Source organism: Enterobacter sp. RHBSTW-00593 (genome assembly GCF_013784105.1).
In the GTDB taxonomy this organism is placed as follows: Bacteria; Pseudomonadota; Gammaproteobacteria; order Enterobacterales; family Enterobacteriaceae; genus Enterobacter; species Enterobacter ludwigii.
The window spans coordinates 2,843,086-2,866,576 of record NZ_CP056393.1; the positions used below are offsets into that span (position 1 = coordinate 2,843,086).

The window sequence follows — 23,491 nt, forward strand, 5'->3', positions numbered from 1 at the left end:
ACGCCCTGATTTAACGGGAAAAGACGGCCGGAGGGAGGGAAAACAGTGCTACTAACCTCGTAGCTTTGCAACAAGTTACTAACAAGAGCGGGGATGGTAATATTTTGAAAGATAAGGCACATAAAAAAGCCCCGCTATATGCGAGGCTTTATGTCTGAGAGTGAAGTACTACGTGCTTCAGTCAGCAGTGGTTCGATCAGATAGCAGTTACGTTAACTGCAGCTGGGCCTTTCTGGCCGTCCTGAATTTCGAACTCAACGTTCTGGCCTTCAGCCAGAGTTTTGAAGCCGTTACCCTGGATTGCAGAGAAGTGTACGAACACGTCTTTGCTGCCGTCAGCAGGAGTAATAAAACCAAAACCTTTAGACTCGTTGAACCACTTAACTTGACCTTTAATCTTTGCCATTTGCAAAATTCCTTAGAGTGTTTTCTTAGCCCGCAGGCATTACTGAGATAAAACTGAGACATTACTGCATGAGGCACTAATATAAGGTTCGGCAGAGAAGCGGTATTCAACGACAACGTGTTTACTCAGGACTTCTTTACTGAAAATGCCACACATAAACAGAACTGTACCTCGTTTGACCCAAAACGTGTTATCACACACTATGTTTAATATGGCAAGCCATTTTTAAACATGTCTCGATCCGCCGCACAAATTCGAACTGTGCCGGTATGCTTTTGCACAATTATGCGCATGACATATGGACAGCCCTGCTCACTTACACAGACTCGCCGTTGCTTTCACAACCGCTGTTATCTAAGACTTTTTTAACATAGCTCAATCATTCCAGTGCGTCCAGCAACCCGCTAAGAAAAACCCTTACATTGATTGAGTTAGAACAATTTGTGAAAACTTATGCTTAAATCATTGTAACGCCCCTGTATTGTTACAGTGGAAATACAATGTTAATCCTTCACGCTAAACTGTATTAAAAAGCACCAGCTAATAAAGAATGTTATGCACCAAAATAATGAAATTTTTATGACTCTGCATCAAAACAAGGCAAGCAAAACGTTTCGATAAAAATAAAACATTCTTTAGACCTTAGACATACAGAATATATGCAACAATCCAGCGCTTCGTTTATAAGGATAAATATTCACCAATTTTCAGTATCCTGAAGGAATTATTAACCGGTGCTAAATTATCGAGGACTGCAGTTAACTCTCGCACGGGGTCATCAAGCGATTCATCAGCCAGTTCAAACACGCCCCAGTGAATGGGAAACGCCAGTGGGCATCCCAACTGTTGCCACAACGCAACGGCAGATTGCGGATCCATATGATGTACGGCCATGAACCACCGTGGTGCATAAGCGCCAACGGGCAACGCCGCGGCGTTAATTTTACCCAGCCTTTCCGGTATTCGCAGCAGTTCAGGTGAATAGCCCGTGTCGCCGCCAAACCAGAAACGATGATGCCGCCCTTCAAACACCCAGCCACACCACAGGGAGCGATTGCGGTTCCAGAGCGTGCGCATACTCCAGTGCTGCGCCGGTACGGCGGACAGCGTTATCCCCTGCCAGGTGAAACTCTGCCACCAGTCGAGCTCAACAATGCGTCTTGCCCCCCGGCGGCGAAACCAGTCTCCCAGACCTAAGGGAACAAACAGAGTTACGTCGGGGAAGCGTTTAAGGATCCGGCGAATGGTCGCGTCATCCAGATGATCGTAATGATTATGGGAAATAACCACTGCATCGAGCTGCTGGAGCTGTTCGACAGACAGAGCGGGAGGCGTTTTACGTTGTGGTCCGAGGAAAGGTAAGGGAGAGGCGCGGCGAGAAAAAACGGGGTCGGTCAGCAGGGTGTTGCCATCAATGTGCAACAACAGGCTTGCGTGTCCGAGCCACCATACCCCATTTTCCTGCGGCTGCTTAAGCGTTGCCGGCTGCCACCACTGGCGGATAAATTCCTCATATCCGTTTGCCGGGGGGCGGGGTAAGCCAGCTTCTTTGCGCGCTTTTCGCCAGCGATCAACGTCACCGGGCTGATGCCCGACGGGGTCAGTATTACGAAAACCGTTCGGTGTGTGATGTTTCAGGGAGGGGTCATACCAGGGATTTTTCCAGACCACAGCCACCTCCCGGATAAGACAAATTAACGCTCAGCCACCAGGCGGATAAAGTCATCCTGCTCAGTGTTGTCTTCAGCAACCGCGTCTTTCGCCGACGCTTTCTCTTCTGGTTCGTTAGCCTCACACAGACGACGTAACAGCGCATTCTGACGTTTTTGTTGGTCAAGCAGCGCTTCCAGCAGTTCGATCTGCTCGTTTGTACGGGAACTGGCACGGTTTACGAAAAACCAAATGACAAGCCCCACCAGCAGAACAACCAACGAGATCATCAGGGATGCCATATTTAGCAGCCCTGAATTCAGTAACTCACCCATTTCACCACCTCAATAAAAACGTCTATCTTACCACTGGTGCGAAGGAAGGAAATCACCTTGAGAAAAAATGCGTGTTACCACGGAATAAACTTATTGATTGCGCAAACGCCGCTAAAAAACTGTACATCCTGATCGCACATCACATTGATAGTCTGCGTCCACAACACCACACAGGCTACCAGCACAATAATCAGAATCACCCAGCGTATTTTTTTCACTCCACACTCCGTCTAAAGGCCCGATATAACCAGGTTATCACGGCTATCTTAAACAAGGACTAACTGTACCGCCATCTGGTCGTTTTCAGAATCATGCACTTGTTTCATAGAGTAAACCGTTTAGGCTTACTGCATGACAACAAAGATAAAGAGGCAATGATGCATTTAATCATTCGTACAATTATTGCACTGGCCGTAGTATGGGTTGGCCTTCTGTTAACCGGCTATGGCGTACTTGTGGGAAGCACCGAAAACGCCGCTGGATTAGGTATTCAATGCAAATACATGACCGCGCAGGGCATGAGCACGGCACAATATATTCATTCAGACAGCGGGATCATTGGTTTAACCAACTGCCCGGTTCTGCGTAAAACATCCGTCGTCATTGATAACGGCTAATCACCCCGATTGATATTGATAAAAAACGCCGCACTGTGTGCGGCGTTTTTTATGCCTGTAAGGATCAGAACGGGTAGTCGTTATAGCCCATTTGTTCTGAAATCTTGCGTGCGGCTGTATGGAGAATCGCCACATACTCATGCAGACGTTCTTCAGAAAAGCGCAGGGTCGGGAAAGAGATACTCAGCCCGGCAATGACAACGCCAAAGCGGTCAAATACCGGCACACCGATACAGCGCAGCCCTTCTTCCTGCTCTTCGTTATCTTCGCCATACCCCTGCTCACGTACTTTGTCGAGCACGGCCAATAATTCGTCAGTGCTGGTAATAGTGCGTTCAGTACTGCGCTTATACTCCACGCCTTCGAGGATCTGCTTCACTTCTTCGCGATCGCGCCACGCCAGCAGCACTTTGCCAATCGCGGTACTGTAAAGCGGATTACGACGACCGATGCGTGAATACATGCGCAGGTTGTACATGGAGTCGATTTTATGGATGTAGACAATGCTGTCTTCATCCAGTGCCCCCAGGTGGATAGTCTCTTTGGTCAGGCGAGAGATCTCACGCATCTGGATATCTGCGCTGCGGATCAAATCCACGTTTTGCAGCGCACGGGCCCCGAGCTCGAACAGTTTCAGCGTCAGAGAATACTTTTCAGACTCGCCTTCCTGTGCGACGTAACCCAGTGACTTCATGGTTTGCAAAAAGCGATAAACGGTGCTTTTCGACATCATCACACGCTGCGACAACTCTGTAATACCAATTTCACGCTCTTCTCCGAGCGCCTGTAAGATGCCAAACACCTTCAGCACGGAAGAAACAGAATCTGGCTGTTTATCCAAATCTGCAATTGCCATTTACCACCTCATAGAGAGTGTTTTATAAAAATCAGAACCGGTTTTTATTATAAATTCCCGTCATGTTACCTGCAATCGATCCTCGTTTACTTCGTTACAAATCTGCGACATAAAACTGAAATAACGATGCTAAAATAGTTACCCTGAGAATAATTTCACACTGAGCTTTTCATCTCTAATGGAAAAAAACCTGTCCGATGGCCTGCCTTTGCCCCAGCGGTATGGCGCTATCGCCACGATTGTTATCGGTATTTCAATGGCCGTCCTAGACGGTGCAATCGCTAACGTTGCCCTGCCAACCATTGCCAGCGACCTGCATGCCTCCCCTGCCAGTTCTATATGGATAGTCAATGCCTACCAGATAGCGATCGTGGTTTCACTGCTCTCGTTCTCTTTCCTGGGCGATATGTTCGGTTACCGACGGGTGTATCAATGCGGCCTGCTGGTGTTCACCTTTACTTCCCTTTTCTGTGCCCTTTCTGATTCGCTGCATACTCTGACGCTTGCGCGCATAGCACAGGGTTTTGGGGGCGCGGCACTGATGAGCGTCAACACGGCGTTGATCCGCTTAATCTATCCGCAGCGTCATCTGGGACGCGGTATGGGGATAAACTCGTTTATTGTCGCCGTCTCGTCTGCGGCCGGGCCAACCCTTGCGGCGGCCATACTCTCTGTCGCGTCCTGGCAGTGGTTATTCGCCATTAACGTACCGCTGGGTATTGTGGCCCTCTTCTTTGCTCTGCGCTATCTTCCCGCGAACGGTCCCAAAAGCACGATGCCACGCTTTGACCTTATCAGCGCAGTGATGAATGCCCTGACCTTTGGCCTGCTGATTACTGCCCTGAGCGGCTTTGCACAAGGTCAGTCCCTTATACTTACCGCCGCGGAGCTCATTGCGCTGCTGGTGATTGGCTTCTTCTTTGTACGCCGCCAGCTCGCGCTCCCTGTCCCTTTACTGCCTGTCGACCTGCTGCGTATTCCTCTTTTTTCTCTCTCGATTTGTACTTCTGTTTGCTCATTCTGCGCCCAGATGCTGGCCCTGGTCTCTCTGCCCTTCTTCCTGCAAAGTGTGGTGGGACGTACTGAAGTCGAGACCGGACTGCTGTTAACGCCGTGGCCACTGGCGACGATGGTAATGGCGCCGCTGGCAGGGTATTTGATTGAGCGCGTCCACGCCGGATTGCTTGGCGCGCTGGGGCTTGCCGTCATGGCCACGGGACTGTTCGCACTCGCACTACTCCCCTCATCACCCACCGATCTGGATATCATCTGGCGCATGATCCTGTGCGGTGCAGGGTTCGGTCTGTTCCAGTCGCCTAACAACCACACCATCATCACCTCAGCGCCGCGCCATCGCAGCGGTGGTGCCAGCGGTATGTTAGGCACCGCACGTCTGCTGGGACAAAGCACCGGCGCGGCCCTGGTCGCGCTGATGTTTAATCTTGCCGGGCAAAATGGCAACCACGTTGCACTTTTCACCGCGGGCGCCCTTGCCACCCTCGCCGCCATCATCAGCGGGCTGCGCATTACCCAGCCCAGAGTACAGGCATAAAAAAAGCCGGGCGGATATCACCAGCCCGGCTCATTGCTCTTCTTAGCGTTACTTCAGGTATTCACCACTGCGCAGCGCTTCGATACGTTTATCCAGCGGCGGGTGACTCATAAACAGTTCGCTCAGCGATTTTGATTTACCGTTAATGCAGAATGCCATAATGCTGGTCGCTTCCTGCGGTTCATAGCTGGTTTTCAGACGCTGCAGCGCGGCAATCATTTTCTCACGGCCAACCAGTTTCGCCGAGCCGGCATCCGCGTGGAACTCACGATGACGGGAGAACCACATGGTAATGATGCTGGCCAGAATACCAAATACCAGCTCCAGTACCGTCGCAACCGCGAAGTAGATCAGCGGGTTGCCGTTGCTCTCTTCACCTTCATCGCGGTTCCCGCCCATAAAGCCTGCCGCGATCTGCGCCAGAATACGGGAGATGAAGATAACAAAGGTGTTCACTACGCCCTGGATCAGGGTCATGGTGACCATGTCGCCGTTAGCGATATGGCTGATTTCGTGAGCGATAACCGCTTCGGCTTCGTCACGGCTCATGTTCTGCAACAACCCGGTGCTGACGGCAACCAGCGACGCATCACGACGGGCACCTGTAGCAAAGGCGTTAATATCTGGCGCGTGGTAAATGGCCACCTGCGGCATGGCGATACCCGCCTGCTGCGATTGCTGAGCCACGGTATTCATCAGCCACTGTTCCATATCGTTACGCGGTTGCTCAATGACTTCACCACCTACCGATTTCAGTGCCATCCATTTCGACATCAGGAGTGAAACGAATGAGCCACCAAAACCAAACAGCAGCGCCATAATCAACAGACCCTGAACGCTGCTCGACTGAATTCCTGTCAGGCTTAGCACGAGCCCGAAAACCACCATCACCGCAAGGTTGGTGAGCAGGAAGAGCGCGATTCGCATCATAATTTTCTTTTAACCTCAGTTTAACAAAGCGCACTATGCGATTACCCACATCGTATGGGTATTACGGCTATTTTCAAGCATCCATCGGGCGTAAGTCACCAGAAAGACACAACTTTACACAATTGGAAATTTGCCTGACGGGAGAATGCGGAACAAAAAGAAACAGGCACAATTTCTTGTGCCTGTTGGGGGATTATTTTGCCGGTGCAGGTTGCACGGCGGGCTTCGCCTTTTCCTGATTCGCCAGGTCAAGAGCGATATGCACCGTCTCGTCGAGGTAAGGATCCGGCTCCTGGTAATCTTTTGGCAGATCGTCCAGTTTCTTGAGCAGAGGCTTACCTTCACGCTTGAAGCGATCGTTGATACGCGCCAGACGCGTTGCATCATCTTCGTTGTTCTCTTTCTCACGCTGAGCGTAGTTGAGAGAAACAATATTCCGCTTATCTTTCAGGGCATTGAAACGAGCAATATCCTTCATGATGTACTGGAATTCCGGATCTTTGGCGATGCGATCGTTGTGCGCTTTCAGCAGTTCAGGACCAAACTGCGTCATATCACCCGCTTTCACGTACGTCGCGGCGTTAATGCTATCCCACGGCAATGCGTTATCTTCAAACTTCTCGCCGGTCTCAGTTTCTTCCGTGCCTGTCGGCATCATGATATCTGGCGTCACGCCTTTACGCTGCGTACTGCCACCGTTCACACGATAGAATTTCTGAATGGTGTACTGAACCGAACCCAGTGCAGGCCATTCCGGACGCAGCATCTGATCGTAGATACGATTCAGAGAACGATACTGCTGTACGGTACCTTTACCAAATGTCGGCTCACCGACAATCAGCGCACGGCCATAGTCCTGCATAGCGGCGGCAAAGATTTCAGACGCGGAAGCACTGAAGCGATCGACTAAGACCACCAGCGGGCCTTTGTAATAGACCACACCATCGTTGTCGGCATCTTCACGTACTTTACCGTTGTTATCGCGCACCTGAACCACCGGACCAGACGGGATAAACAGCCCGGACAGTGAAACCGCTTCGGTCAGCGCCCCACCACCGTTGCTGCGCAAGTCGATGATGACGCTGCTCACGTTCTGCTTTTCAAGCTTCTGCAGCTGGACTTTTACATCATCAGTCAGCCCGACGTAGAAGCCCGGGATATCCAGAACACCCACCTTCTCTTTACCCACGGTCTTCACCGACATTTTCACCGCGCGGTCTTCCAGGCGGATACGCTCACGCGTCAGGGTAACGATACGGGTTTTGGTGCCTTTACCGGCTGGCAGAATTTCAAGGCGAACTTTGCTGCCTTTCGGACCTTTGATCAGCGCAACCACATCATCCAGACGCCAGCCGATCACATCGACCATGTTCTGTCCGGTTTGACCCACACCAACAATGCGGTCGCCTACGCTTATCGCTTTGCTTTTCGACGCCGGGCCACCGGCGACCATTGAGTTGATCACGGTGTAATCATCGTCCATCTGCAGCACCGCACCGATACCTTCCAGAGACAGGCTCATTTCGGTATTAAACTGTTCGGTATTGCGAGGCGAGAGATAATTGGTATGCGGATCGATTTCGTGAGCGAAAGCAGTCATCGCCAGTGAGAAAACATCTTCACTGTTGGTCTGAGCCAGACGACGAATAGCGAATTTGTAACGACGCGTCAGCGTGTCACGGATCTCTTTTTCATCTTTGCCGGTCAGCTTAAGGCTCAGCTCGTCGTATTTTACTTTTCCATCCCACAGCGCATTCAGCTCGGCTTCGTCTTTCGGCCAGGGCGCTTTGCTGCGGTCCAGATTAAAGGTGTCGTTGCCGGTGAAGTCCATCGGACGTTCCAGCACTTTCAGCGCATACTGATAGCGTTCAAAGCGGCGCTTTTGCGACAGGTTATAGAGATCGTAGAACAGATCCAGCTTGCCTGAACGCAACTCGTCACCCACCCCGGATTTACGCTTAGCGAACTGCTCGACATCGCTGGCGAGCAGTACGTTATGGCTGTAATCCAGCAAGTTCAGATAGCGGTCAAAGATTTTGGCCGAAAAGGCCTGATCGAGATCGAACTGACGATAGTGCGAACGGGTGAAGCGTGAGGTCACACGCTCGCTCACCGTCGCGTGCTGCGTCTCTTCCTTGAGGACCGGAATTTGATCAACACGCGTGATATCGTCCACTGCGAAAGCATGGCCTGTTATAGCAAACAGGCCCGCCAACGCGGTGAGCTTAAAAAAAGTGTTCATGCCAGGCTTGGCCTCCGTTTCAGAACAACAAGTGTTCTGCGCGTACAATCATTGACATACCAGAAGTCAGCTGTACACGAACGCCATCTTTGGTGATTTCCAGTACGGTGGCGTCCATTGCGTTGTTACCCGCTTTCACCTTCAGTGCCTGACCCACGCTCAGGGCGTTAATGTCAGAAACCGGCGTATGGCGCGGCTCTTCACGAGGGGCGCGCGGGGCTTTAGCTGCTGGTTTGTCAGCACGCGGTTTGCGATCGTTATTATCGTTACGACGCGGCGCTGGGCGTGGTTTACGCTCACGACGAGGCGCTTCTTCCTGGCCGTTTGCCGCTGCGGCTTCGCGTTTTTTCGCTTGCTGTTCTGCACGTTGTGCCTGAACGCGTGCTTTGGCTTCTTCCAGCTGTTTACGTGCGTGCTCAACGTGCTGCTCGTCCAGCTCACCACAAGGGTTGCCGTCAAGATCAACACGCGTCGCGCCCGCTTTGATACCGTACAGGTAACGCCAGCTCGAAGTATAAAGACGTAAGGCGGAACGAAGCTGAGTTTTGCTGAGGTTCATTTCCCCCTCAACGCGTGCCACCAGATCCTGAAAAATACCGACTTTCAGGGGACGAGCTTCACCTTCAGCACTGAAGCACTGTGGGAAACGCTCGGCCAGAAATGCGATAACTTCTTTACTGCTATTCAACTTAGGTTGATTTTCCATGAAATTTCCTGATTACAACGGACGTTGCCAACAAGCGCAGGCATGAACAGGCGTCATTATAATGACGCTATCAGTAAATGCTACGTTATCCGTTGATTATCCTGCTACGCTCGCAAAGAATTTTTGATAATCGGTTGCGGCGAGAACGTTTTCGAGGTTCGCCACCAGCTCGCGCAGCCCTTGTTCGTCCTCGGTTGTGAAGCGACTGAAGACCGTGCTGTCGATATCCAGAACGCCAATAATCTGATTTTTTACCACCAGAGGCAGAACGATTTCAGAATTACTGGCTGCGTCACAGGCAATGTGTCCGTCAAACGCATGGACGTCTTCGACGCGCTGTACCTGATTAGTCGCGACCGCTGTACCACAAACACCGCGTCCTACGGGAATACGCACGCAGGCAATTTTCCCCTGGAATGGGCCAAGCACCAGCGTTTCACCTTCCAGAAGGTAAAAACCGGCCCAGTTAACGTCTGATAGCCGTTCAAACAGCAATGCGCTAGTATTTGCCAGAGTGGCTAAGAAGCTGGTCTCACCCGCCATCAATGCCTTAAAATCGCGGTTAAGATCCGCGTAGAATTCTGTTTTGTTCATTATTCAATCACTTAGTTGTCTTACAAAATTACCGCATAGCCTATTAAAATAAGCATTAAATGCGCTCATGCTCAAGATGAATCCGTTCATGAGTTAATATAACGTTCAACAATACTTATTTGTGCGCAGCTGATGGCCTTAAAAACAACCAAAATTACGCCGACAAAAAAGATAACTGTCCATACGGTAAGCGAAGCTTTGCCTCGTGCACATTATCAGCGTTGCCCGCAGTGCGATACGCTTTTTATGTTGCCGAAGATGAAATCGCATGAAAGTGCTTTTTGCCCCCGCTGCGACGCTAAAATTCGCGACGGACGCGACTGGTCGCTGACCCGTCTCGCCGCGATGGCCATCACCATGCTGCTTCTTATGCCGTTTGCCTGGGGCGAACCGCTGCTGAAGCTGTACCTGCTTGGTGTGCGTATTGATGCCAACGTACTGCAGGGGATCTGGCAGATGACGCGCCAGGGCGACCCGCTCACTGCCGCCATGGTGCTTTTCTGTACGGTCGGCGCGCCGCTGGTGCTGGTCGCCGCCATTGCCTATCTTTGGTTTGGTAACATTCTGGGGATGAATCTCCGCCCCGTGTTGCTGATGCTGGACAAACTGAAAGAGTGGGTCATGCTGGATATCTACCTGGTGGGCGTCGGCGTGGCGTCCATAAAAGTCCAGGACTATGCATTCTTGCAGCCCGGGGTCGGACTCTTTGCATTTATTTGTCTGGTCTTGCTGAGCATCCTCACACTCATTCATCTGAACGTCGAACAGCTCTGGGAGCGCTTTTACCCTCAGCGCCCGGCCACGCGACCGGATGAAAGTCTCCGGGTCTGTCTGGGGTGTCACTATACTGGCTTGCCCGACCCACGTGGCCGTTGCCCGCGGTGTCATATTCCCCTGAGACTGCGGCGCAACAACAGTCTGCAAAAATGCTGGGCCGCGCTGATTGCCTCGCTGGTCTTTTTGATCCCGGCCAATATGCTGCCGATTTCCATCATTTACGTGAATGGTGGGCGCCAGGAGGATACCATCCTCTCCGGGATCATCTCCCTCGCCCACAGCAACGTGGGGGTGGCGGCAATTGTGTTTATCGCCAGTATTCTGGTGCCGTTTACCAAAGTGGTGGTGATGTTTACCCTGCTCCTGAGTATTCACTTCAAATGTGAGCAAGGTTTACGTACCCGAATTCTGCTTTTGCGATTCGTCACCTGGATTGGCCGCTGGTCGATGTTGGATCTGTTCGTGATTTCGTTGATGATGTCGCTGATCAATCGCGACCAGTTATTAGCTTTTACAATGGGACCCGCAGCTTTTTATTTCGGCTCCGCGGTGATATTGACTATTCTTGCTGTGGAATGGCTGGATAGCCGCTTACTTTGGGATGCACATGAGTCAGGAAACGCCCGCTTCGCCGACTGAAGCGAGAATTAAAACAAAACGCCGCATTTCTCCATTCTGGTTGCTGCCTGTCATCGCCCTGATGATTGCAGGCTGGCTTATCTGGACGAGCTATGAAGATCGCGGAAGCACCATCACCATTGACTTCCAGTCTGCCGACGGCATTGTGGCCGGGCGAACCCCTGTCCGCTTCCAGGGGGTTGAGGTGGGTACCGTTCAGGACATCAGCCTTGGAAAAGGGCTGAATAAAATTCAGGTCCGCGCCAGCATTAAGTCCGATATGCAGGATGCGCTGCGCAGCGAAACGCAGTTCTGGCTGGTAACGCCTAAGGCCTCTCTGGCGGGTGTTTCAGGGCTGGATGCACTGGTTGGCGGTAACTACATCGGCATGATGCCGGGTAAAGGTGAACCGCAGGATCACTTTGTTGCGCTGGATACCCAACCAAAATACCGACTGAATAACGGCGATCTGATGATCCATCTGCAGGCACCGGATTTGGGTTCCCTCAACAGTGGCTCACTGGTTTATTACCGTAAAATTCCGGTAGGTCGCGTTTATGATTACGCCATCAACCCGAATAAACAGGGCGTGACGATTGATGTGTTAATCGATCGCCGCTTCACTAACCTGGTGAAAAAAGGCAGTCGTTTCTGGAACGTCTCCGGCGTGGATGCCGATCTCAGTCTGAGCGGTGCCAAAGTGAAGCTCGAGAGCCTGGCCGCACTGGTCAACGGTGCCGTTGCCTTCGACTCTCCGGAAAACTCCAGCCCGGCCACGGCAGATGACACCTTCGGATTGTATGCTGACCTGGCGCACAGCCAGCGCGGCGTGATCGTCAAACTCGCCCTGCCCGACGCTAAAGGGCTGAAAGCGGGTTCCACACCGCTTATGTATCAGGGATTGCAGGTTGGGCAGCTCACCAAAATGACGCTCAATCCAGGCGGTTCCGTGACCGGTGAGATGACCGTCGACCCGAGCGTGGTTGATCTCCTGCGTGAAAAAACGCGCATCGAGATGCGCAGCCCAAAACTGTCTCTGAACGATACCAGCCTGAGCAATCTTCTGACCGGTAATACGTTTGAACTGATCCCCGGTGAAGGTCAACCCAGCAACAGTTTCGTTGTTGCGCCGGCAGATAAAGCGCTGCTGCAAAAACCGGGCGTCGTAACGGTAAAACTGACCGCGCCTGAAAGTTACGGTATCGAAGCCGGCCAGCCGCTGATTCTGCATGGCGTCCAGGTGGGCCAGGTACTGGAGCGTACGCTCTCTGAAAACGGCGTGAGCTTCTCGGTGGCTATCGATCCGCAATACAGCGACCTTGTCCATGGCGACAGTAAATTTGTGGTGAACAGCCGCGTCGACGTGAAGGTTGGCCTCGACGGCGTTGAGTTCCTCGGTGCCAGCGCCAGCGAATGGGTTAACGGCGGGATCCGCATTTTACCGGGCAATAAAGGCCCGGTGCGCGACAGTTATCCGCTGTATGCCAACCTGGACAAAGCGATTGAAAACAGCATGAGCGATCTCCCAACCACGACACTGACGTTAAGCGCCGAGACGCTTCCTGATGTCCAGGCTGGCTCCGTTGTGCTGTACCGTAAGTTTGAGGTCGGGGAAGTGATTGCCGTACGCCCTCATGCGGACGCGTTTGATATCGAACTGCATATCAAACCGGAGTATCGCAAGTTGCTGACCCCGAATAGCGTGTTCTGGGCCGAAGGTGGTGCGAAAGTGCAGCTTAACGGTAACGGGCTGACCGTGCAGGCCTCCCCGCTTTCACGTGCGCTGCGCGGAGCGATCAGCTTCGATAACCTCAGCGGTGCGGGTGCAAACCTGCGTAAAGGCGATAAGCGTATTCTCTTCCCGTCTGAAACCGCTGCCCGTGCCGTTGGCGGGCAGATTACCCTGCATGCTTTTGATGCAGGAAAGCTGGCGGAAGGGATGCCCATCCGTTATCTGGGTATTGATATCGGACAGATCCAGAAGCTGACGCTTATCACCGCCCGTAACGAGGTGCAGGCCACCGCCGTGCTCTACCCGGAATATGTTCAAACCTTCGCCCGCTCAGGCTCCCGCTTCTCGGTGGTGACGCCACAGATTTCGGCCGCTGGCGTTGAGCACCTCGACACTATCCTGCAGCCTTATATCAACGTCGAACCTGGTAAGGGGAATGCTCGCCGTGACTTTGAACTGCAGGAAGCCACGATCACTGACTCTCGCTATCTGGATGGCCTGAGCATTGTGGTGGAAGTGCCGGAAGCGGGCTCGCTGAACATCGGCACACCGGTGCTGTTCCGCGGGATTGAGGTGGGTACAGTGACGGGCCTGACGCTCGGTACGCTCTCTGACCGCGTGATGGTGGCATTACGCATCAGCGATCGTTACCAGCACCTGGTGCGTAATAACTCGGTGTTCTGGCTGGCCTCCGGCTATTCACTGGACTTCGGTCTGACGGGTGGGGTGGTGAAAACCGGCACCTTCAACCAGTTCATTCGTGGCGGTATTGCTTTCGCTACACCACCGGGGACGCCGCTGGTGCCGAAAGCGCAACCGGGCAAACACTTCCTGCTGCTCGAAAGCGAGCCGAAAGAGTGGCGTGAATGGGGCACTGCCCTGCCGCGTTAATCTCAGGGCTCCGGTGTCAACGCACCGGAGCCTTTATGTTACACTGCGCCCCTGAACTTTTCCCTGTGGTGTGCACGTGGCTCAAAACTCCGTATTTCTTCCTGAACAATTCCTGGCGCAGATGCGCGAGGCGCTTCCTTCTCACCTCTCGTTAGACGATTTTATCGCCGCCTGTCAGCGACCGTTGCGCCGGAGTATTCGTGTCAACACGCTGAAAATAAGCGTCGCCGATTTTCTGGCTCTGGTCTCGCCGTATAACTGGCAACTGACGCCAGTACCGTGGTGTGCAGAGGGTTTTTGGATTGAACGGGATGACGAAGCGTCGTTGCCATTGGGCAGTACCGCAGAACATCTGAGTGGTCTGTTTTATATCCAGGAAGCCAGCTCGATGCTGCCGGTTGCCGCCCTGTTTGCGGATGATAATGCGCCAGAACGCGTCATGGATGTCGCTGCCGCGCCGGGCTCCAAAACCACGCAGATTGCCGCCAGGATGGGGAATCGCGGAGCCATTCTCGCCAACGAGTTTTCAGCCAGTCGCGTTAAAGTTCTGCACGCTAACATCAGCCGCTGCGGGATCCATAACGTTGCCCTGACGCACTTCGATGGCCGCGTATTTGGCGCAGCCCTGCCAGAAACGTTTGATGCCATCCTGCTGGACGCGCCCTGCTCCGGCGAAGGGGTGGTGCGTAAAGATCCTGATGCGTTAAAAAACTGGTCTGTAGAGAGTAACCTTGAGATTGCCGCCACCCAGCGCGAACTGATCGACAGCGCCTTCCATGCCCTGCGTCCCGGTGGCACATTGGTTTATTCGACCTGCACCTTAAACCGTGACGAGAACGAGGACGTCTGTCTGTGGCTCAAGTCGCAATACCCTGATGCCGTCGAGTTCCTGCCGTTACACGGTTTGTTCGCTTCAGCCAATGAAGCCGTCACGCCTGAAGGATTTCTGCACGTTTTCCCCCAGATTTATGACTGCGAAGGTTTTTTTGTCGCACGGTTGCGTAAAACGCAGGCGGTTGAGCCACTGCCAGCCCCGACGTTTAAGGTCGGCAATTTCCCCTTCGCCCCCATGAAAAGGCGTGAGGCGGAGCAAGTCACTACCGCCGCCGCTAAGGTCGGGCTGGCCTGGGATGACACATGCCATCTTTGGATTCGCGATAAAGAGATTTGGCTTTTCCCGGCAAATATTGAGCCGCTTATCGGCAAGGTACGTTTTTCCCGCATCGGGATCCGCCTGGCGGAAGTGCACAATAAAGGCTATCGCTGGCAGCATGAGGGTGTTATCGCCCTCGCCGGCAGCGAGAATACGTTCGCCCTGACGCACCAGGAAGCTGAAGAGTGGTACCGGGGCCGTGATGTATATCCGGATAACACCCCATCGCATGATGAAGTGGTGGTGACCTATCAGGGTTATCCGTTAGGGCTGGCGAAAAAGGTGGGTTCGCGACTGAAAAACAGCTATCCGCGAGAGCTGGTTCGTGATGGGCGATTGTTTACCGGTAACGATCGCACCGGCTGAAAAAAGCGCATTTTTTTACTGGCGATTTTGCTCTCCTTGTCTACGATCAAAAATGGATGCCCATACTGGTCATACCAGATTTTGATAACACACCAGGAGAGCAATATGACGAAAACCAGCGTGCGTATTGGCGCTTTCGAAATCGACGACGCAGAATTGCGCGGCGAAGCACAGGGCGAACGAACGTTAAGTATTCCCTGCAAATCCGACCCGGATTTGTGCATGCAACTGGATGCCTGGGATGCCGATACCAGCGTACCGGCAATACTTGATGGCGAACACTCAGTCCTTTACCGTGAGCATTACGATAGTCAATCCGATGCCTGGGTCATGCGTCTTGCCTGACCTAAAGAGAACCCGCCCGAAGGCGGGTTATTTATTACTGAAGCTGCGCCAGCGTAAAGTAACCATCGAAAACGGCGCCGGTATCAATATAGTGCAGGTTATTAAAATCATACCGCCGGTCAAGTGGCGTATGTCCGAACCAGAAATGGTCCGCACCGCCGATTCCCTGCCCTTTCCCGACCATAAACCCCATCAGCCGGTCGCGATCCCATAGTACGTGCCGGGCGCTTACGGGTTTTTGCCAGCGGTATTCCGCAGCGGGATAGTCAGCGTGAGCAATCACATTCAAACCGTTTGCACAGGTTATCTCGATAATGTGCGGCAGTTCCCGACACGCATTAAGTAACGTCAGCGCCAGCTGCTGTTGTGTGTGCTCAAGGCGGGTAAACCAAATTCCGCCATTCATTGTCCAGAGTGTGAAATCATTATTATCAAGGCTGTCGATAGCCATTTGTTCATGGTTGCCCCGTACTGCACGAAACCATTTTTCATTCATGAGCTGTAAACATTTAATACTGTCAGGGCCACGGTCAATTACATCCCCTACGGAAATAAGCAAATCCTCATAAGGATTAAAATGCCGGCGTTTCAGTTCATCCATGAGCCATTGATAACAACCATGTATGTCGCTGACAACCCAGACGTGCCGCCACTTCCCACCATCGATTCGCTGATACATAAAACCTCCTTGCTTAAGTATAGACGCAGCAGAAATTGCAGCTGACACGCGCAGCATTCACAAAGCCAAACGAACGGTAAACCAAATGGAAATAAAGATCCGCGCGCTATTAATCCCTTTTTGCTGACTCTTTAGAATAAGGCATGAATTAAACGAGAGGTCTTAACGTGTCTAATATGCACCTGCACAACGATGTGTTCTATCCGCATCGCACAAATATCATTTCCGAGCTGGTGAAAGGAAAACGCGTTCCGGGTCCAATCTGGCAGAAGCGCGAGTATCGTCTGAAGTTCCTGCTGCGCTCGCTCCTGTTCTGGTCTTCCACCCATCGCGTGCTGGAAACGCTCTCAGGACGTGATGATTTTGACCGTCTGCTGGCCTCTCAAATTACCTTACCGAGTAAAACCCATCGGCAGTATCTGATGCGTGGCCTGACGGCCGGCGATCGGGCTGACGCTATCATCAGCCATTATCATTGGGTTGATAGCCTGAAAAATATCACCCTCGCCAACGCGCTGACCAGCCCGCAAGAGCAGACGATAGTGCAATTTCAGGCAAAAAACGACGCGACGTATACCGTGAGTGCCTCCTCTGCCGGCAAAGCCGAGCGGGAAGGTGAAAGCACGCTGTGGCTGCGCGACAGCGAGAATACCGTGCTCGCAAGCCTGACGTTTAGCGTCGCACGCAGCAACGGGCAGCGAGTGCTGGTGATTGGTGGGCTTCAGGGGCCACGTCGCAACGTCTCGCATGACGCCATTAAACTGGCGACCCGCGCCTGCCATGGCCTGTTTCCAAAACGCGTGCTGATGGAAGTGATTTTCCAGCTGGCCGCACATTCATCCGTCCGGGCAATTTTTGCTGTTGGTGATGAGGGACACGTTTTCCGCGCACTGCGTTACCGCCTGAGCAAAGGCCGTCATTTCCATGCCAGCTATGACGAATTCTGGGCGAGTCTGGACGGTAAGAAAATCTCCCCCTTCTGCTGGCAACTGCCGTTACAGATGGAGCGTAAATCACTGGAAGATATCGCCAGTAAAAAACGGGCGGAATATCGCCGTCGCTTTGAACTGCTTGACTGCATTGAGGCTGAGGTGAAATCACGCTTTTAAGCGCGCTGAGAGCTTTCTTCAACTCTGCACAAAAATTTAACAAAACCGACAAAAAGGGCTGGACTTACGCCTGCCGTTTTGTGATATGGTTGAAGGCGGATCACTGAACGTGTCCCTTCTGAGAGAGCCGGTGAAAGGAATAAATCGTTTGCTTTCAATCAGATAAAAAGAGACCGAATACGATTCCTGTATTCGGTCCAGGGAAATGGCTCTTGGGAGAGAGCCGTGCGCTAAAAGTTGGCATTAATGCAGGCTAAGTCGCCTTGCCTTTTAAGAATAGATGACGACGCCAGGTTTTCCAGTCCTCAGTTAAAGCGGCCGGAAAAAAAGCGTATGAGCATCATTAAAAGTGAAAAACCGCAGTGCTTTCGCAAGCATCTGCGGTTTTTTATTGGAAACCCGAAGATTAACAAAGCGTGTCTGCACGCTCGATAAACGGTGCCAGGCTCATCTTCTGCCCTGGATGCGCGGGATCATCAATCTGAATAACGCTGATTGGCTGTCCACTGCTTTTGCCGCTGGCGACCTGCTGCTCTGCGACATCATTTAAAGGGTATTGCACCAGCGTGCTTGGGTTAATCGCATACAAGGCGTGCCCCGGACGGCAGGTCAGCATCACCTCTTCACGATTAAACGCCCATTTGTCCTTACCCACTTCAAAACGGCTGACGGTAATGACCTGTGGTGCGGCCAGGGCGCTCCCCGTGCAGGCCAGTAAGATGAGAGAAAGTAGTGTCTTTTTCATAGGATAGTTAACCTTGTCAGAAGGGTTCCCAGGTCGCGAACAGACTGACTGTAGCCAGCACCAGCGCACCCAGCACCACTTCTGCTTGTGTCATTCTGATAAATATTTGTTGTTCTCGCCCGCTTTGCGCACGAAACCGTGGCACCAGAAAATACCGATTTGCCAGCGCAATTACCACCATCAAAGCCACCAGCGCACATTTGAACAACAAAAATTGCACGTAACGGGTCTGCCAGGGAATATCGATACCCAGAATAAACAGCGCATTGAAAACGCCGGTAAGCACCACGCCTGCTACGGCGTAATGCCCCACGCGTGAGAAGCGCATCATGGTGTAGATTGCAGCAGGCTGCCACTGCCCTTTCGCCAGACGCATGCAAAACAGCAGCGGCAGTAATCCGCCAAGCCAGGTTGCAGCACATAACACATGAAGAGCGTGATTAAGACGCTGTAATGCGCCCACCGCGCCTTCGTTCATTGTCGCATGCCCTACTCCCGCCAGCAGGACAAACTGTCCCATGGCGAGCAGTAACAGCCGTGAGCCTTTATGCGGAGCCAGCCATGCTGTACCGGCAGTAAGGGCCGCGAGAATGATTTGCCACAGCCAGACGCTTCCAAACTGCGTCCCCAGCACGCTACGCCAGATGTCGGGGTTGACGACATCGCCCCAGCCATTCCCCATTAACCCACCCTGAAGCGTAAACATCAGGAGCGCTGTCACCAGGCTGATTAACGCCGCCATTCTCTGCTGCGACTGAAAACGCCGGGACATGAGCCGTTGCAGAGAGGAAGGAGCAAACCAGACGCTATACAGCGCATTGCCAAAAATAAGCATTAACGCGCCGAAATGGAGAAAGCGCAGCCCTACGTAGCACATCGCCAGCATGCTATTTCACGCTAAAGTGATAACTGCCTTTTGTCTTGTGGCCGTCTACCGACACCACATGCCAGTCAACCTGGTAGGTTCCGGGCGTCAACTCGCGATCCAGCGGCACATTCAGCTGCGTCTTGTCTTTCTCGTCGCGTTTAACGGCACCGGTCCTGATGGTCTGCTTTTGTGCATCCGTCAACACCACACCGCTAAAACCGGGCTCAATACCTTCTGAAAACGTCAGCGTCAGCGTGCGCGGTGCCGTCACGAGGCTATCTGCTGCCGGAGTCTGTTGTTTAAGGTGAGCGTGCGCCAGCACGGAGGGTGACATCACGCAAGAGGCCAGAAAGACCAGTGCGCCTGCCGCGCGGGAAGAGGATAAACCCATCGCAATCATTCCTTTTTGTTATGCCTGTATGGCAAAGAATAACTCTGTATAATAAGCGAGTCGAGGATCATCCCACCTCTGCTTGTCATCGTCGAGCAATCGCGGTAACGTTGCCGCCGTCTAAAAAGGAGAAGGTAATGAAGATCAATCTGGCCGCCCTTCCTCAGGACGAGATGGATAAAGTGAATGTCGATCTCGCTGCCGCTGGCGTCGCATTTAAAGAGCGTTACAACATGCCCATCGTGGCTGAAGTGGTTGAACGTGAGCAACCTGCTCATCTGCGCGACTGGTTTCGCGAACGCTTAATTGCGCATCGTCTCGCCTCAGTTAACCTTTCTCGTTTACCGTACGAACCTAAAGTTAAATAAGCTTAACGAGTCGTTACACTTCCTTACGCGGAATATGGCAGGATAAGAAAACCCTGATTAAATTAGGTGTATTCTTAAATCACTGCGACTCTGTGTAAAGGAAGTCACGATGTCACAATGGAATATTGCTGCGGCCCAGTATGCCGGGCTGCACCACAGTGTAGATGAACATGTCGCGCACCATCTCCGTTTCATTGCCGAAGCGGCACGACAGCAGTGCGATTTGCTGGTATTCCCGGAGCTCTCATTAACTGGCCCAGGGACAACGACGCTCCCCGCCCCTCCCGATGATAAACAGCTGGCCCCGTTGCTAAATGCCGCGAAATTATACCGGATTACTATTATTGCCGGGCTTCCGCTCGACGTGAATGGCCATCGTCAGAAAGGCCTTGCCCTGTTTACCCCCTCTCGCCATAGCATCCTGCGCTACCCTCAGGGTCGCGGTGCAAGCCTGATCCCGGGTGATAAACAGCTGACGATCATCGATGCACATGCTGATTCGCCAAATCTCGACCCGCAGGCGACGCTGTTTACCAGCTGCCAGTCAGTGGGAGATAGCCGCTGGCGGCAGTCCATCAGTACCCTGCAGCGATTCGCACACAAATATGCCATTGCGGTGTTAATGGCGAACGCGCGCGGCGGCAGCGCGTTATGGGATGAAACAGGTCAGCTGATCGTCCGCGCGGACAAAGGTGAACTGCTATTGACCGGATCTCTTGGCAGACAGGGTTGGCAAGGCGATATCATTCCTTTAGGCTAGGCGTTTTAGGCTCAGGAGAGTTCAATGCTGCGCGTCATCGATACCGAAACCTGCGATCTTCAGGGCGGAATAGTGGAAGTGGCTTCTGTCGACGTGATTGATGGAAAAATAGTCAACCCAATGAGCCATCTGGTACGTCCCGACCGCCCGATCAGCCCGCAGGCAATGGCTATTCATCGTATTACAGAATCGATGGTGGCGGACAAACCGTGGATAGAAGAGGTGATACCCCATTATTACGGTAGCCCGTGGTACGTCGCGCACAACGCCAGTTTTGACCGCCGGGTGCTCCCCGACATGCCCGGAGAATGGATTTGCACGATGAAACTGGCGCGTCGTCTCTGGCCTGGGATTAAGTACAGCAATATGGCGTTGTACAAATCCCGTAAGCTGAGCGTCAGAACGCCGGAGGGTCTGCACCATCACCGCGCCCTGTATGACTGCTACATCACCGCCGCGTTACTCATTGATATTATGAATAACTCCGGCTGGACCCCTGATGATATGGCGACCATTACCGGGCGTCCGGCGTTGCTGACTACCTTCACCTTTGGCAAATACCGCGGTCGGGCGGTTTCCGATATTGCGGATAAAGATCCGGGCTATCTGCGCTGGCTCTATAACAACCTCGATAAGATGAGCCCGGAACTGCGTTTAACGCTTAAGCACTATCTTGGCGAAGCTTAACGCTCCGCACGGCCTGGCAGCGTTTCCTGCGCCAGGCCAATCAAAAACGCATACTCCAGTGCCACGCCTTCGTAAGATTTAAATCGCCCCGATTTCCCGCCGTGACCGGAGTCCATATCCGTGCACAGCAGCAGCAGGTTGTCGTCGGTTTTCAGTTCCCGCAGTTTCGCCACCCATTTTGCAGGCTCCCAGTATTGCACCTGTGAATCGTGCAATCCGGTGGTCACCAGCATGTGCGGATACGCTTTCGCTTCTACATTGTCGTACGGGCTGTACTCTTTCATGTAGCGATAGTAGATCTCATCCTGCGGGTTGCCCCACTCTTCAAACTCTCCGGTCGTCAGCGGGATGGATTCATCCAGCATGGTCGTTACCACATCGACAAACGGCACCTGCGCAATAATCCCTTTAAAGCGTTCGGGACGCTGATTGATGACGGCCCCCATCAATAATCCTCCCGCGCTGCCGCCCATACCAAAGCAAAGCCCAGGATCGCCATAGCCCTGCTCAATCAACGCATCGCAGACGTCGAGATAATCATTGAAGGTATTTTTCTTTTTCAGGAATTTCCCGTCTTCATACCAGTGCTGACCCAACTCCCCGCCGCCGCGAACATGCGCAATGGCGAACACAAAACCGCGATCCAGCAGACTTAACCGGCTGCTGCTGAAATCAGCGTCCATGCTTGAGCCGTAGGAGCCGTAGCCGTAAACCAGAATCGGATTCTTACCTTTCTGGAAATGCGCCCGATGATAAACAAGCGAGACCGGCACCTCGACGCCATCGCGGGCGGTAACCCACAGGTGCTCGCTTCGGTAGTTGTCGGAATCGAACCCTTTCACTTCGGACTGTTTAAGCACCTGACGTTGCCCGGTGTCCATATCCAGCTCAAAGAGCGTATCGGGCGTGGTCATAGATGAGTAGCCGTAGCGCAGACGCGACGATTCCGGCTCAGGATTAAACCCTATCCACGTAACATAGGCCGGGTCGTCAAACGCAATCCCGATCACTTCCCGCGTTTTGCGGTTAATTTGCCGCAGGCTGGTCAATCCCCGCTGGCGCTCCTCAACCACCAGCCAGTCGGTGAACAGCGTAAACCCTTCGAGCATCACCTGCTCCCGGGCGGGGATTAATACTTCCCACTTGCGTTCATCGCGTACTTTGGTTTTGTAGAGGCCAAAGTTTTTACCCTCCCGATTAGAGCGCAGGTAAAAGCTGTGCTGGAAGTGATCGAGGCTGTATTCATGATCTTTACGCCGCGGCAGGAAGCACAGCGGCTGCGCATCAGGTAGCTCGGCGTCCAGAAGCAGAACTTCAGAGGTGGTGGCGCTGGCCAGGAAGATAATCACATAGTGGCGGGACGAGGTTTTGTGCAGGCTGACATAAAACGTTTCGTCTTTCTCTTCGTAAACCAATTCGTCGTCAGCAGAATCCGTCCCAACGGTGTGGCGCCACACCTGGTAAGGCAACAACGTGGAGGCATGCTTTTTGACGTAGTAGACCGTTTCGGAATCATTCGCCCAGACAAAGTCCGGCGAAACGTTATCCAGCATTTCCGGATACCAGTTACCGGTTTCCAGATTGCGAAAACGCAAACCGTACTGACGACGGGAGAGGTAATCCTCCGCCAGCGCCATAATGGTGTTATCGGGGGAGATGGACATGCCGCCGAGGGTATAAAACTCGCTATGGGCGGCGCGCTGGTTGGCATCCAGCAGGATGTCCCACTCATCCCATTCGGCGCATAACACCGACTGTCGCTGGTAGATGGGATACTCGTTGCCAGGTTCGTAGATATGGCGATATCGATAGCCATTTTTGGTCCAGGGCGCGGAAATATCGCGCTGGGGGATACGCTGCACCATTTCATTTAACAGCTGATCCTGCAACGCCTGCTGGCTGGACATGACCTTGCGGCCATAGTCGTTTTCCTCGTGCAGGTAGTCGAGCACTTCTGGCCGGGAACGGGAGTCGTCCCGCAGCCAGTAATAATTGTCTATACGCGTATCGCCATGCGTGGTGATCGCATAAGGAGTACGTCGGGCTTTCGGTGGCATGTCATCATTCTTTTGAGTTTTACACCCTATAAGGTTGGCAAAACCCACGCATGATGC

The 23,491-nt window shown here is 52.9% G+C and carries 25 protein-coding genes; 10 read left to right on the forward strand and 15 right to left on the reverse strand.

Features of this window, described 5'->3' with window-relative positions; genetic code table 11:
• Positions 1–196: 196 nt before the first annotated feature.
• The 5 genes from cspE to mgrB form a co-directional block, all read right to left on the reverse strand.
• Positions 197–406, reverse strand: coding sequence for a transcription antiterminator/RNA stability regulator CspE (gene cspE, locus HV242_RS13465; protein ID WP_001062678.1), 210 nt, complete (start codon positions 404–406; stop codon positions 197–199).
• 39 nt (positions 407–445) lie between these two features.
• Entirely contained in the window at positions 446–562 is a 117-nt protein-coding gene (locus HV242_RS13470; protein WP_032611517.1) for a DUF2627 domain-containing protein, read from the reverse strand.
• A 525-nt stretch (positions 563–1,087) separates the two neighbouring features.
• Positions 1,088–2,077, reverse strand: a complete 990-nt coding sequence (locus tag HV242_RS13475; protein WP_063858485.1) for an MBL fold metallo-hydrolase — start codon at positions 2,075–2,077, stop codon at positions 1,088–1,090.
• A gap of 23 nt (positions 2,078–2,100) precedes the next feature.
• Positions 2,101–2,391 (reverse strand): YebO family protein, encoded by a 291-nt coding sequence (locus HV242_RS13480; protein WP_020883419.1) that lies wholly within the window; start codon positions 2,389–2,391, stop codon positions 2,101–2,103.
• Between the two features lie 74 nt (positions 2,392–2,465).
• Positions 2,466–2,609: a PhoP/PhoQ regulator MgrB gene (gene mgrB, locus HV242_RS13485; RefSeq protein WP_014170606.1), complete on the reverse strand. Its 144-nt coding sequence runs from the start codon at positions 2,607–2,609 to the stop codon at positions 2,466–2,468.
• A 159-nt stretch (positions 2,610–2,768) separates the two neighbouring features.
• Between mgrB and HV242_RS13490 the strand changes: the two genes are divergently transcribed.
• A complete protein-coding gene (locus tag HV242_RS13490) occupies positions 2,769–3,008 on the forward strand; it encodes a YobH family protein (RefSeq protein WP_020883418.1) in 240 nt (79 codons plus the stop codon).
• 64 nt (positions 3,009–3,072) lie between these two features.
• Here the strand turns inward: HV242_RS13490 and kdgR are convergent, their stop codons facing one another.
• Positions 3,073–3,864 (reverse strand): DNA-binding transcriptional regulator KdgR, encoded by a 792-nt coding sequence (gene kdgR, locus HV242_RS13495; RefSeq protein WP_014170608.1) that lies wholly within the window; start codon positions 3,862–3,864, stop codon positions 3,073–3,075.
• A gap of 178 nt (positions 3,865–4,042) precedes the next feature.
• Here kdgR and HV242_RS13500 point away from each other — a divergent pair, with 178 nt between their 5' ends.
• A complete protein-coding gene (locus tag HV242_RS13500) occupies positions 4,043–5,416 on the forward strand; it encodes an MFS transporter (protein WP_063858486.1) in 1,374 nt (457 codons plus the stop codon).
• Between the two features lie 48 nt (positions 5,417–5,464).
• Here the strand turns inward: HV242_RS13500 and htpX are convergent, their stop codons facing one another.
• The 4 genes from htpX to HV242_RS13520 form a co-directional block, all read right to left on the reverse strand.
• Positions 5,465–6,346: a protease HtpX gene (gene htpX / locus HV242_RS13505; protein ID WP_014170610.1), complete on the reverse strand. Its 882-nt coding sequence runs from the start codon at positions 6,344–6,346 to the stop codon at positions 5,465–5,467.
• 193 nt (positions 6,347–6,539) lie between these two features.
• On the reverse strand, positions 6,540–8,588 hold the full coding sequence (gene prc, locus HV242_RS13510) for a carboxy terminal-processing peptidase (protein ID WP_020883416.1): 2,049 nt from the start codon (positions 8,586–8,588) through the stop codon (positions 6,540–6,542).
• A 19-nt stretch (positions 8,589–8,607) separates the two neighbouring features.
• Positions 8,608–9,294: an RNA chaperone ProQ gene (proQ, locus tag HV242_RS13515; RefSeq protein WP_014170612.1), complete on the reverse strand. Its 687-nt coding sequence runs from the start codon at positions 9,292–9,294 to the stop codon at positions 8,608–8,610.
• A 96-nt stretch (positions 9,295–9,390) separates the two neighbouring features.
• Positions 9,391–9,888 (reverse strand): GAF domain-containing protein, encoded by a 498-nt coding sequence (locus HV242_RS13520; RefSeq protein ID WP_014170613.1) that lies wholly within the window; start codon positions 9,886–9,888, stop codon positions 9,391–9,393.
• Positions 9,889–10,020: 132 nt separating this feature from the next.
• Between HV242_RS13520 and yebS the strand changes: the two genes are divergently transcribed.
• The 4 genes from yebS to HV242_RS13540 all read left to right on the forward strand — a co-directional run bounded on the left by yebS (position 10,021) and on the right by HV242_RS13540 (position 15,770).
• Positions 10,021–11,304: a membrane integrity lipid transport subunit YebS gene (gene yebS, locus HV242_RS13525; protein ID WP_020883415.1), complete on the forward strand. Its 1,284-nt coding sequence runs from the start codon at positions 10,021–10,023 to the stop codon at positions 11,302–11,304.
• Positions 11,273–13,906, forward strand: coding sequence for a PqiB family protein (locus HV242_RS13530; protein ID WP_181616732.1), 2,634 nt, complete (start codon positions 11,273–11,275; stop codon positions 13,904–13,906). Before yebS ends, HV242_RS13530 begins: the two co-directional genes overlap by 32 nt.
• Positions 13,907–13,982: 76 nt before the next feature.
• Positions 13,983–15,425 carry a 16S rRNA (cytosine(1407)-C(5))-methyltransferase RsmF gene (rsmF, locus tag HV242_RS13535; protein ID WP_079230852.1) on the forward strand — a complete coding sequence of 481 codons (1,443 nt, stop codon included), beginning with the start codon at positions 13,983–13,985 and terminating at the stop codon, positions 15,423–15,425.
• 105 nt (positions 15,426–15,530) lie between these two features.
• Positions 15,531–15,770, forward strand: coding sequence for a YebV family protein (locus tag HV242_RS13540; protein WP_020883412.1), 240 nt, complete (start codon positions 15,531–15,533; stop codon positions 15,768–15,770).
• Positions 15,771–15,804: 34 nt separating this feature from the next.
• Here the strand turns inward: HV242_RS13540 and pphA are convergent, their stop codons facing one another.
• Complete coding sequence (gene pphA / locus HV242_RS13545) at positions 15,805–16,449, reverse strand: protein-serine/threonine phosphatase (RefSeq protein ID WP_063858488.1); 645 nt, start codon at positions 16,447–16,449, stop codon at positions 15,805–15,807.
• 167 nt (positions 16,450–16,616) lie between these two features.
• Here pphA and HV242_RS13550 point away from each other — a divergent pair, with 167 nt between their 5' ends.
• Positions 16,617–17,558, forward strand: a complete 942-nt coding sequence (locus tag HV242_RS13550; protein ID WP_047356858.1) for a VirK/YbjX family protein — start codon at positions 16,617–16,619, stop codon at positions 17,556–17,558.
• A gap of 406 nt (positions 17,559–17,964) precedes the next feature.
• Here HV242_RS13550 and HV242_RS13555 read toward each other — a convergent pair whose 3' ends face one another.
• From HV242_RS13555 to yobA, 3 genes are read right to left on the reverse strand one after another with little or no spacing between them, the layout of a single operon-like run.
• Positions 17,965–18,303, reverse strand: coding sequence for a YebY family protein (locus HV242_RS13555; RefSeq protein WP_014170622.1), 339 nt, complete (start codon positions 18,301–18,303; stop codon positions 17,965–17,967).
• A gap of 16 nt (positions 18,304–18,319) precedes the next feature.
• Positions 18,320–19,189 carry a copper homeostasis membrane protein CopD gene (gene copD / locus HV242_RS13560; protein WP_040017778.1) on the reverse strand — a complete coding sequence of 290 codons (870 nt, stop codon included), beginning with the start codon at positions 19,187–19,189 and terminating at the stop codon, positions 18,320–18,322.
• Position 19,190: 1 nt separating this feature from the next.
• The gene (yobA, locus tag HV242_RS13565; protein ID WP_063858489.1) at positions 19,191–19,562 is read right to left on the reverse strand and encodes a CopC domain-containing protein YobA; all 372 of its coding nucleotides are present in this window, start codon (positions 19,560–19,562) and stop codon (positions 19,191–19,193) included.
• Positions 19,563–19,699: 137 nt separating this feature from the next.
• Between yobA and HV242_RS13570 the strand changes: the two genes are divergently transcribed.
• From HV242_RS13570 to exoX, 3 genes are all read left to right on the forward strand, one after another.
• On the forward strand, positions 19,700–19,930 hold the full coding sequence (locus tag HV242_RS13570; RefSeq protein ID WP_013096102.1) for a DNA polymerase III subunit theta: 231 nt from the start codon (positions 19,700–19,702) through the stop codon (positions 19,928–19,930).
• A 109-nt stretch (positions 19,931–20,039) separates the two neighbouring features.
• A complete protein-coding gene (locus HV242_RS13575; RefSeq protein ID WP_063858490.1) occupies positions 20,040–20,690 on the forward strand; it encodes a carbon-nitrogen hydrolase family protein in 651 nt (216 codons plus the stop codon).
• Positions 20,691–20,714: 24 nt separating this feature from the next.
• Positions 20,715–21,377, forward strand: coding sequence for an exodeoxyribonuclease X (exoX, locus tag HV242_RS13580; protein WP_014170626.1), 663 nt, complete (start codon positions 20,715–20,717; stop codon positions 21,375–21,377).
• On the opposite strand, the gene ptrB is transcribed toward exoX, so the two are convergent.
• On the reverse strand, positions 21,374–23,434 hold the full coding sequence (ptrB, locus tag HV242_RS13585; RefSeq protein WP_032678427.1) for an oligopeptidase B: 2,061 nt from the start codon (positions 23,432–23,434) through the stop codon (positions 21,374–21,376). The genes exoX and ptrB overlap by 4 nt on opposite strands.
• Positions 23,435–23,491 lie beyond the last annotated feature (57 nt).

What these genes read in the sequence shown, in the direction of transcription:
- cspE (WP_001062678.1), bottom strand. Translation starts at nt 406, where the DNA reads ATGGCAAAGATTAAAGGTCAAGTTAAGTGGTTCAACGAGTCTAAAGGT.
- HV242_RS13470 (WP_032611517.1), bottom strand. Translation starts at nt 562, where the DNA reads ATGTGTGGCATTTTCAGTAAAGAAGTCCTGAGTAAACACGTTGTCGTT.
- HV242_RS13480 (WP_020883419.1), bottom strand. Translation starts at nt 2,391, where the DNA reads ATGGGTGAGTTACTGAATTCAGGGCTGCTAAATATGGCATCCCTGATG.
- HV242_RS13490 (WP_020883418.1), top strand. Translation starts at nt 2,769, where the DNA reads ATGCATTTAATCATTCGTACAATTATTGCACTGGCCGTAGTATGGGTT.
- kdgR (WP_014170608.1), bottom strand. Translation starts at nt 3,864, where the DNA reads ATGGCAATTGCAGATTTGGATAAACAGCCAGATTCTGTTTCTTCCGTG.
- HV242_RS13500 (WP_063858486.1), top strand. Translation starts at nt 4,043, where the DNA reads ATGGAAAAAAACCTGTCCGATGGCCTGCCTTTGCCCCAGCGGTATGGC.
- htpX (WP_014170610.1), bottom strand. Translation starts at nt 6,346, where the DNA reads ATGATGCGAATCGCGCTCTTCCTGCTCACCAACCTTGCGGTGATGGTG.
- prc (WP_020883416.1), bottom strand. Translation starts at nt 8,588, where the DNA reads ATGAACACTTTTTTTAAGCTCACCGCGTTGGCGGGCCTGTTTGCTATA.
- proQ (WP_014170612.1), bottom strand. Translation starts at nt 9,294, where the DNA reads ATGGAAAATCAACCTAAGTTGAATAGCAGTAAAGAAGTTATCGCATTT.
- HV242_RS13520 (WP_014170613.1), bottom strand. Translation starts at nt 9,888, where the DNA reads ATGAACAAAACAGAATTCTACGCGGATCTTAACCGCGATTTTAAGGCA.
- yebS (WP_020883415.1), top strand. Translation starts at nt 10,021, where the DNA reads ATGGCCTTAAAAACAACCAAAATTACGCCGACAAAAAAGATAACTGTC.
- HV242_RS13530 (WP_181616732.1), top strand. Translation starts at nt 11,273, where the DNA reads ATGAGTCAGGAAACGCCCGCTTCGCCGACTGAAGCGAGAATTAAAACA.
- HV242_RS13540 (WP_020883412.1), top strand. Translation starts at nt 15,531, where the DNA reads ATGACGAAAACCAGCGTGCGTATTGGCGCTTTCGAAATCGACGACGCA.
- pphA (WP_063858488.1), bottom strand. Translation starts at nt 16,449, where the DNA reads ATGTATCAGCGAATCGATGGTGGGAAGTGGCGGCACGTCTGGGTTGTC.
- HV242_RS13555 (WP_014170622.1), bottom strand. Translation starts at nt 18,303, where the DNA reads ATGAAAAAGACACTACTTTCTCTCATCTTACTGGCCTGCACGGGGAGC.
- copD (WP_040017778.1), bottom strand. Translation starts at nt 19,189, where the DNA reads ATGCTGGCGATGTGCTACGTAGGGCTGCGCTTTCTCCATTTCGGCGCG.
- yobA (WP_063858489.1), bottom strand. Translation starts at nt 19,562, where the DNA reads ATGGGTTTATCCTCTTCCCGCGCGGCAGGCGCACTGGTCTTTCTGGCC.
- HV242_RS13570 (WP_013096102.1), top strand. Translation starts at nt 19,700, where the DNA reads ATGAAGATCAATCTGGCCGCCCTTCCTCAGGACGAGATGGATAAAGTG.
- HV242_RS13575 (WP_063858490.1), top strand. Translation starts at nt 20,040, where the DNA reads ATGTCACAATGGAATATTGCTGCGGCCCAGTATGCCGGGCTGCACCAC.
- exoX (WP_014170626.1), top strand. Translation starts at nt 20,715, where the DNA reads ATGCTGCGCGTCATCGATACCGAAACCTGCGATCTTCAGGGCGGAATA.
- ptrB (WP_032678427.1), bottom strand. Translation starts at nt 23,434, where the DNA reads ATGCCACCGAAAGCCCGACGTACTCCTTATGCGATCACCACGCATGGC.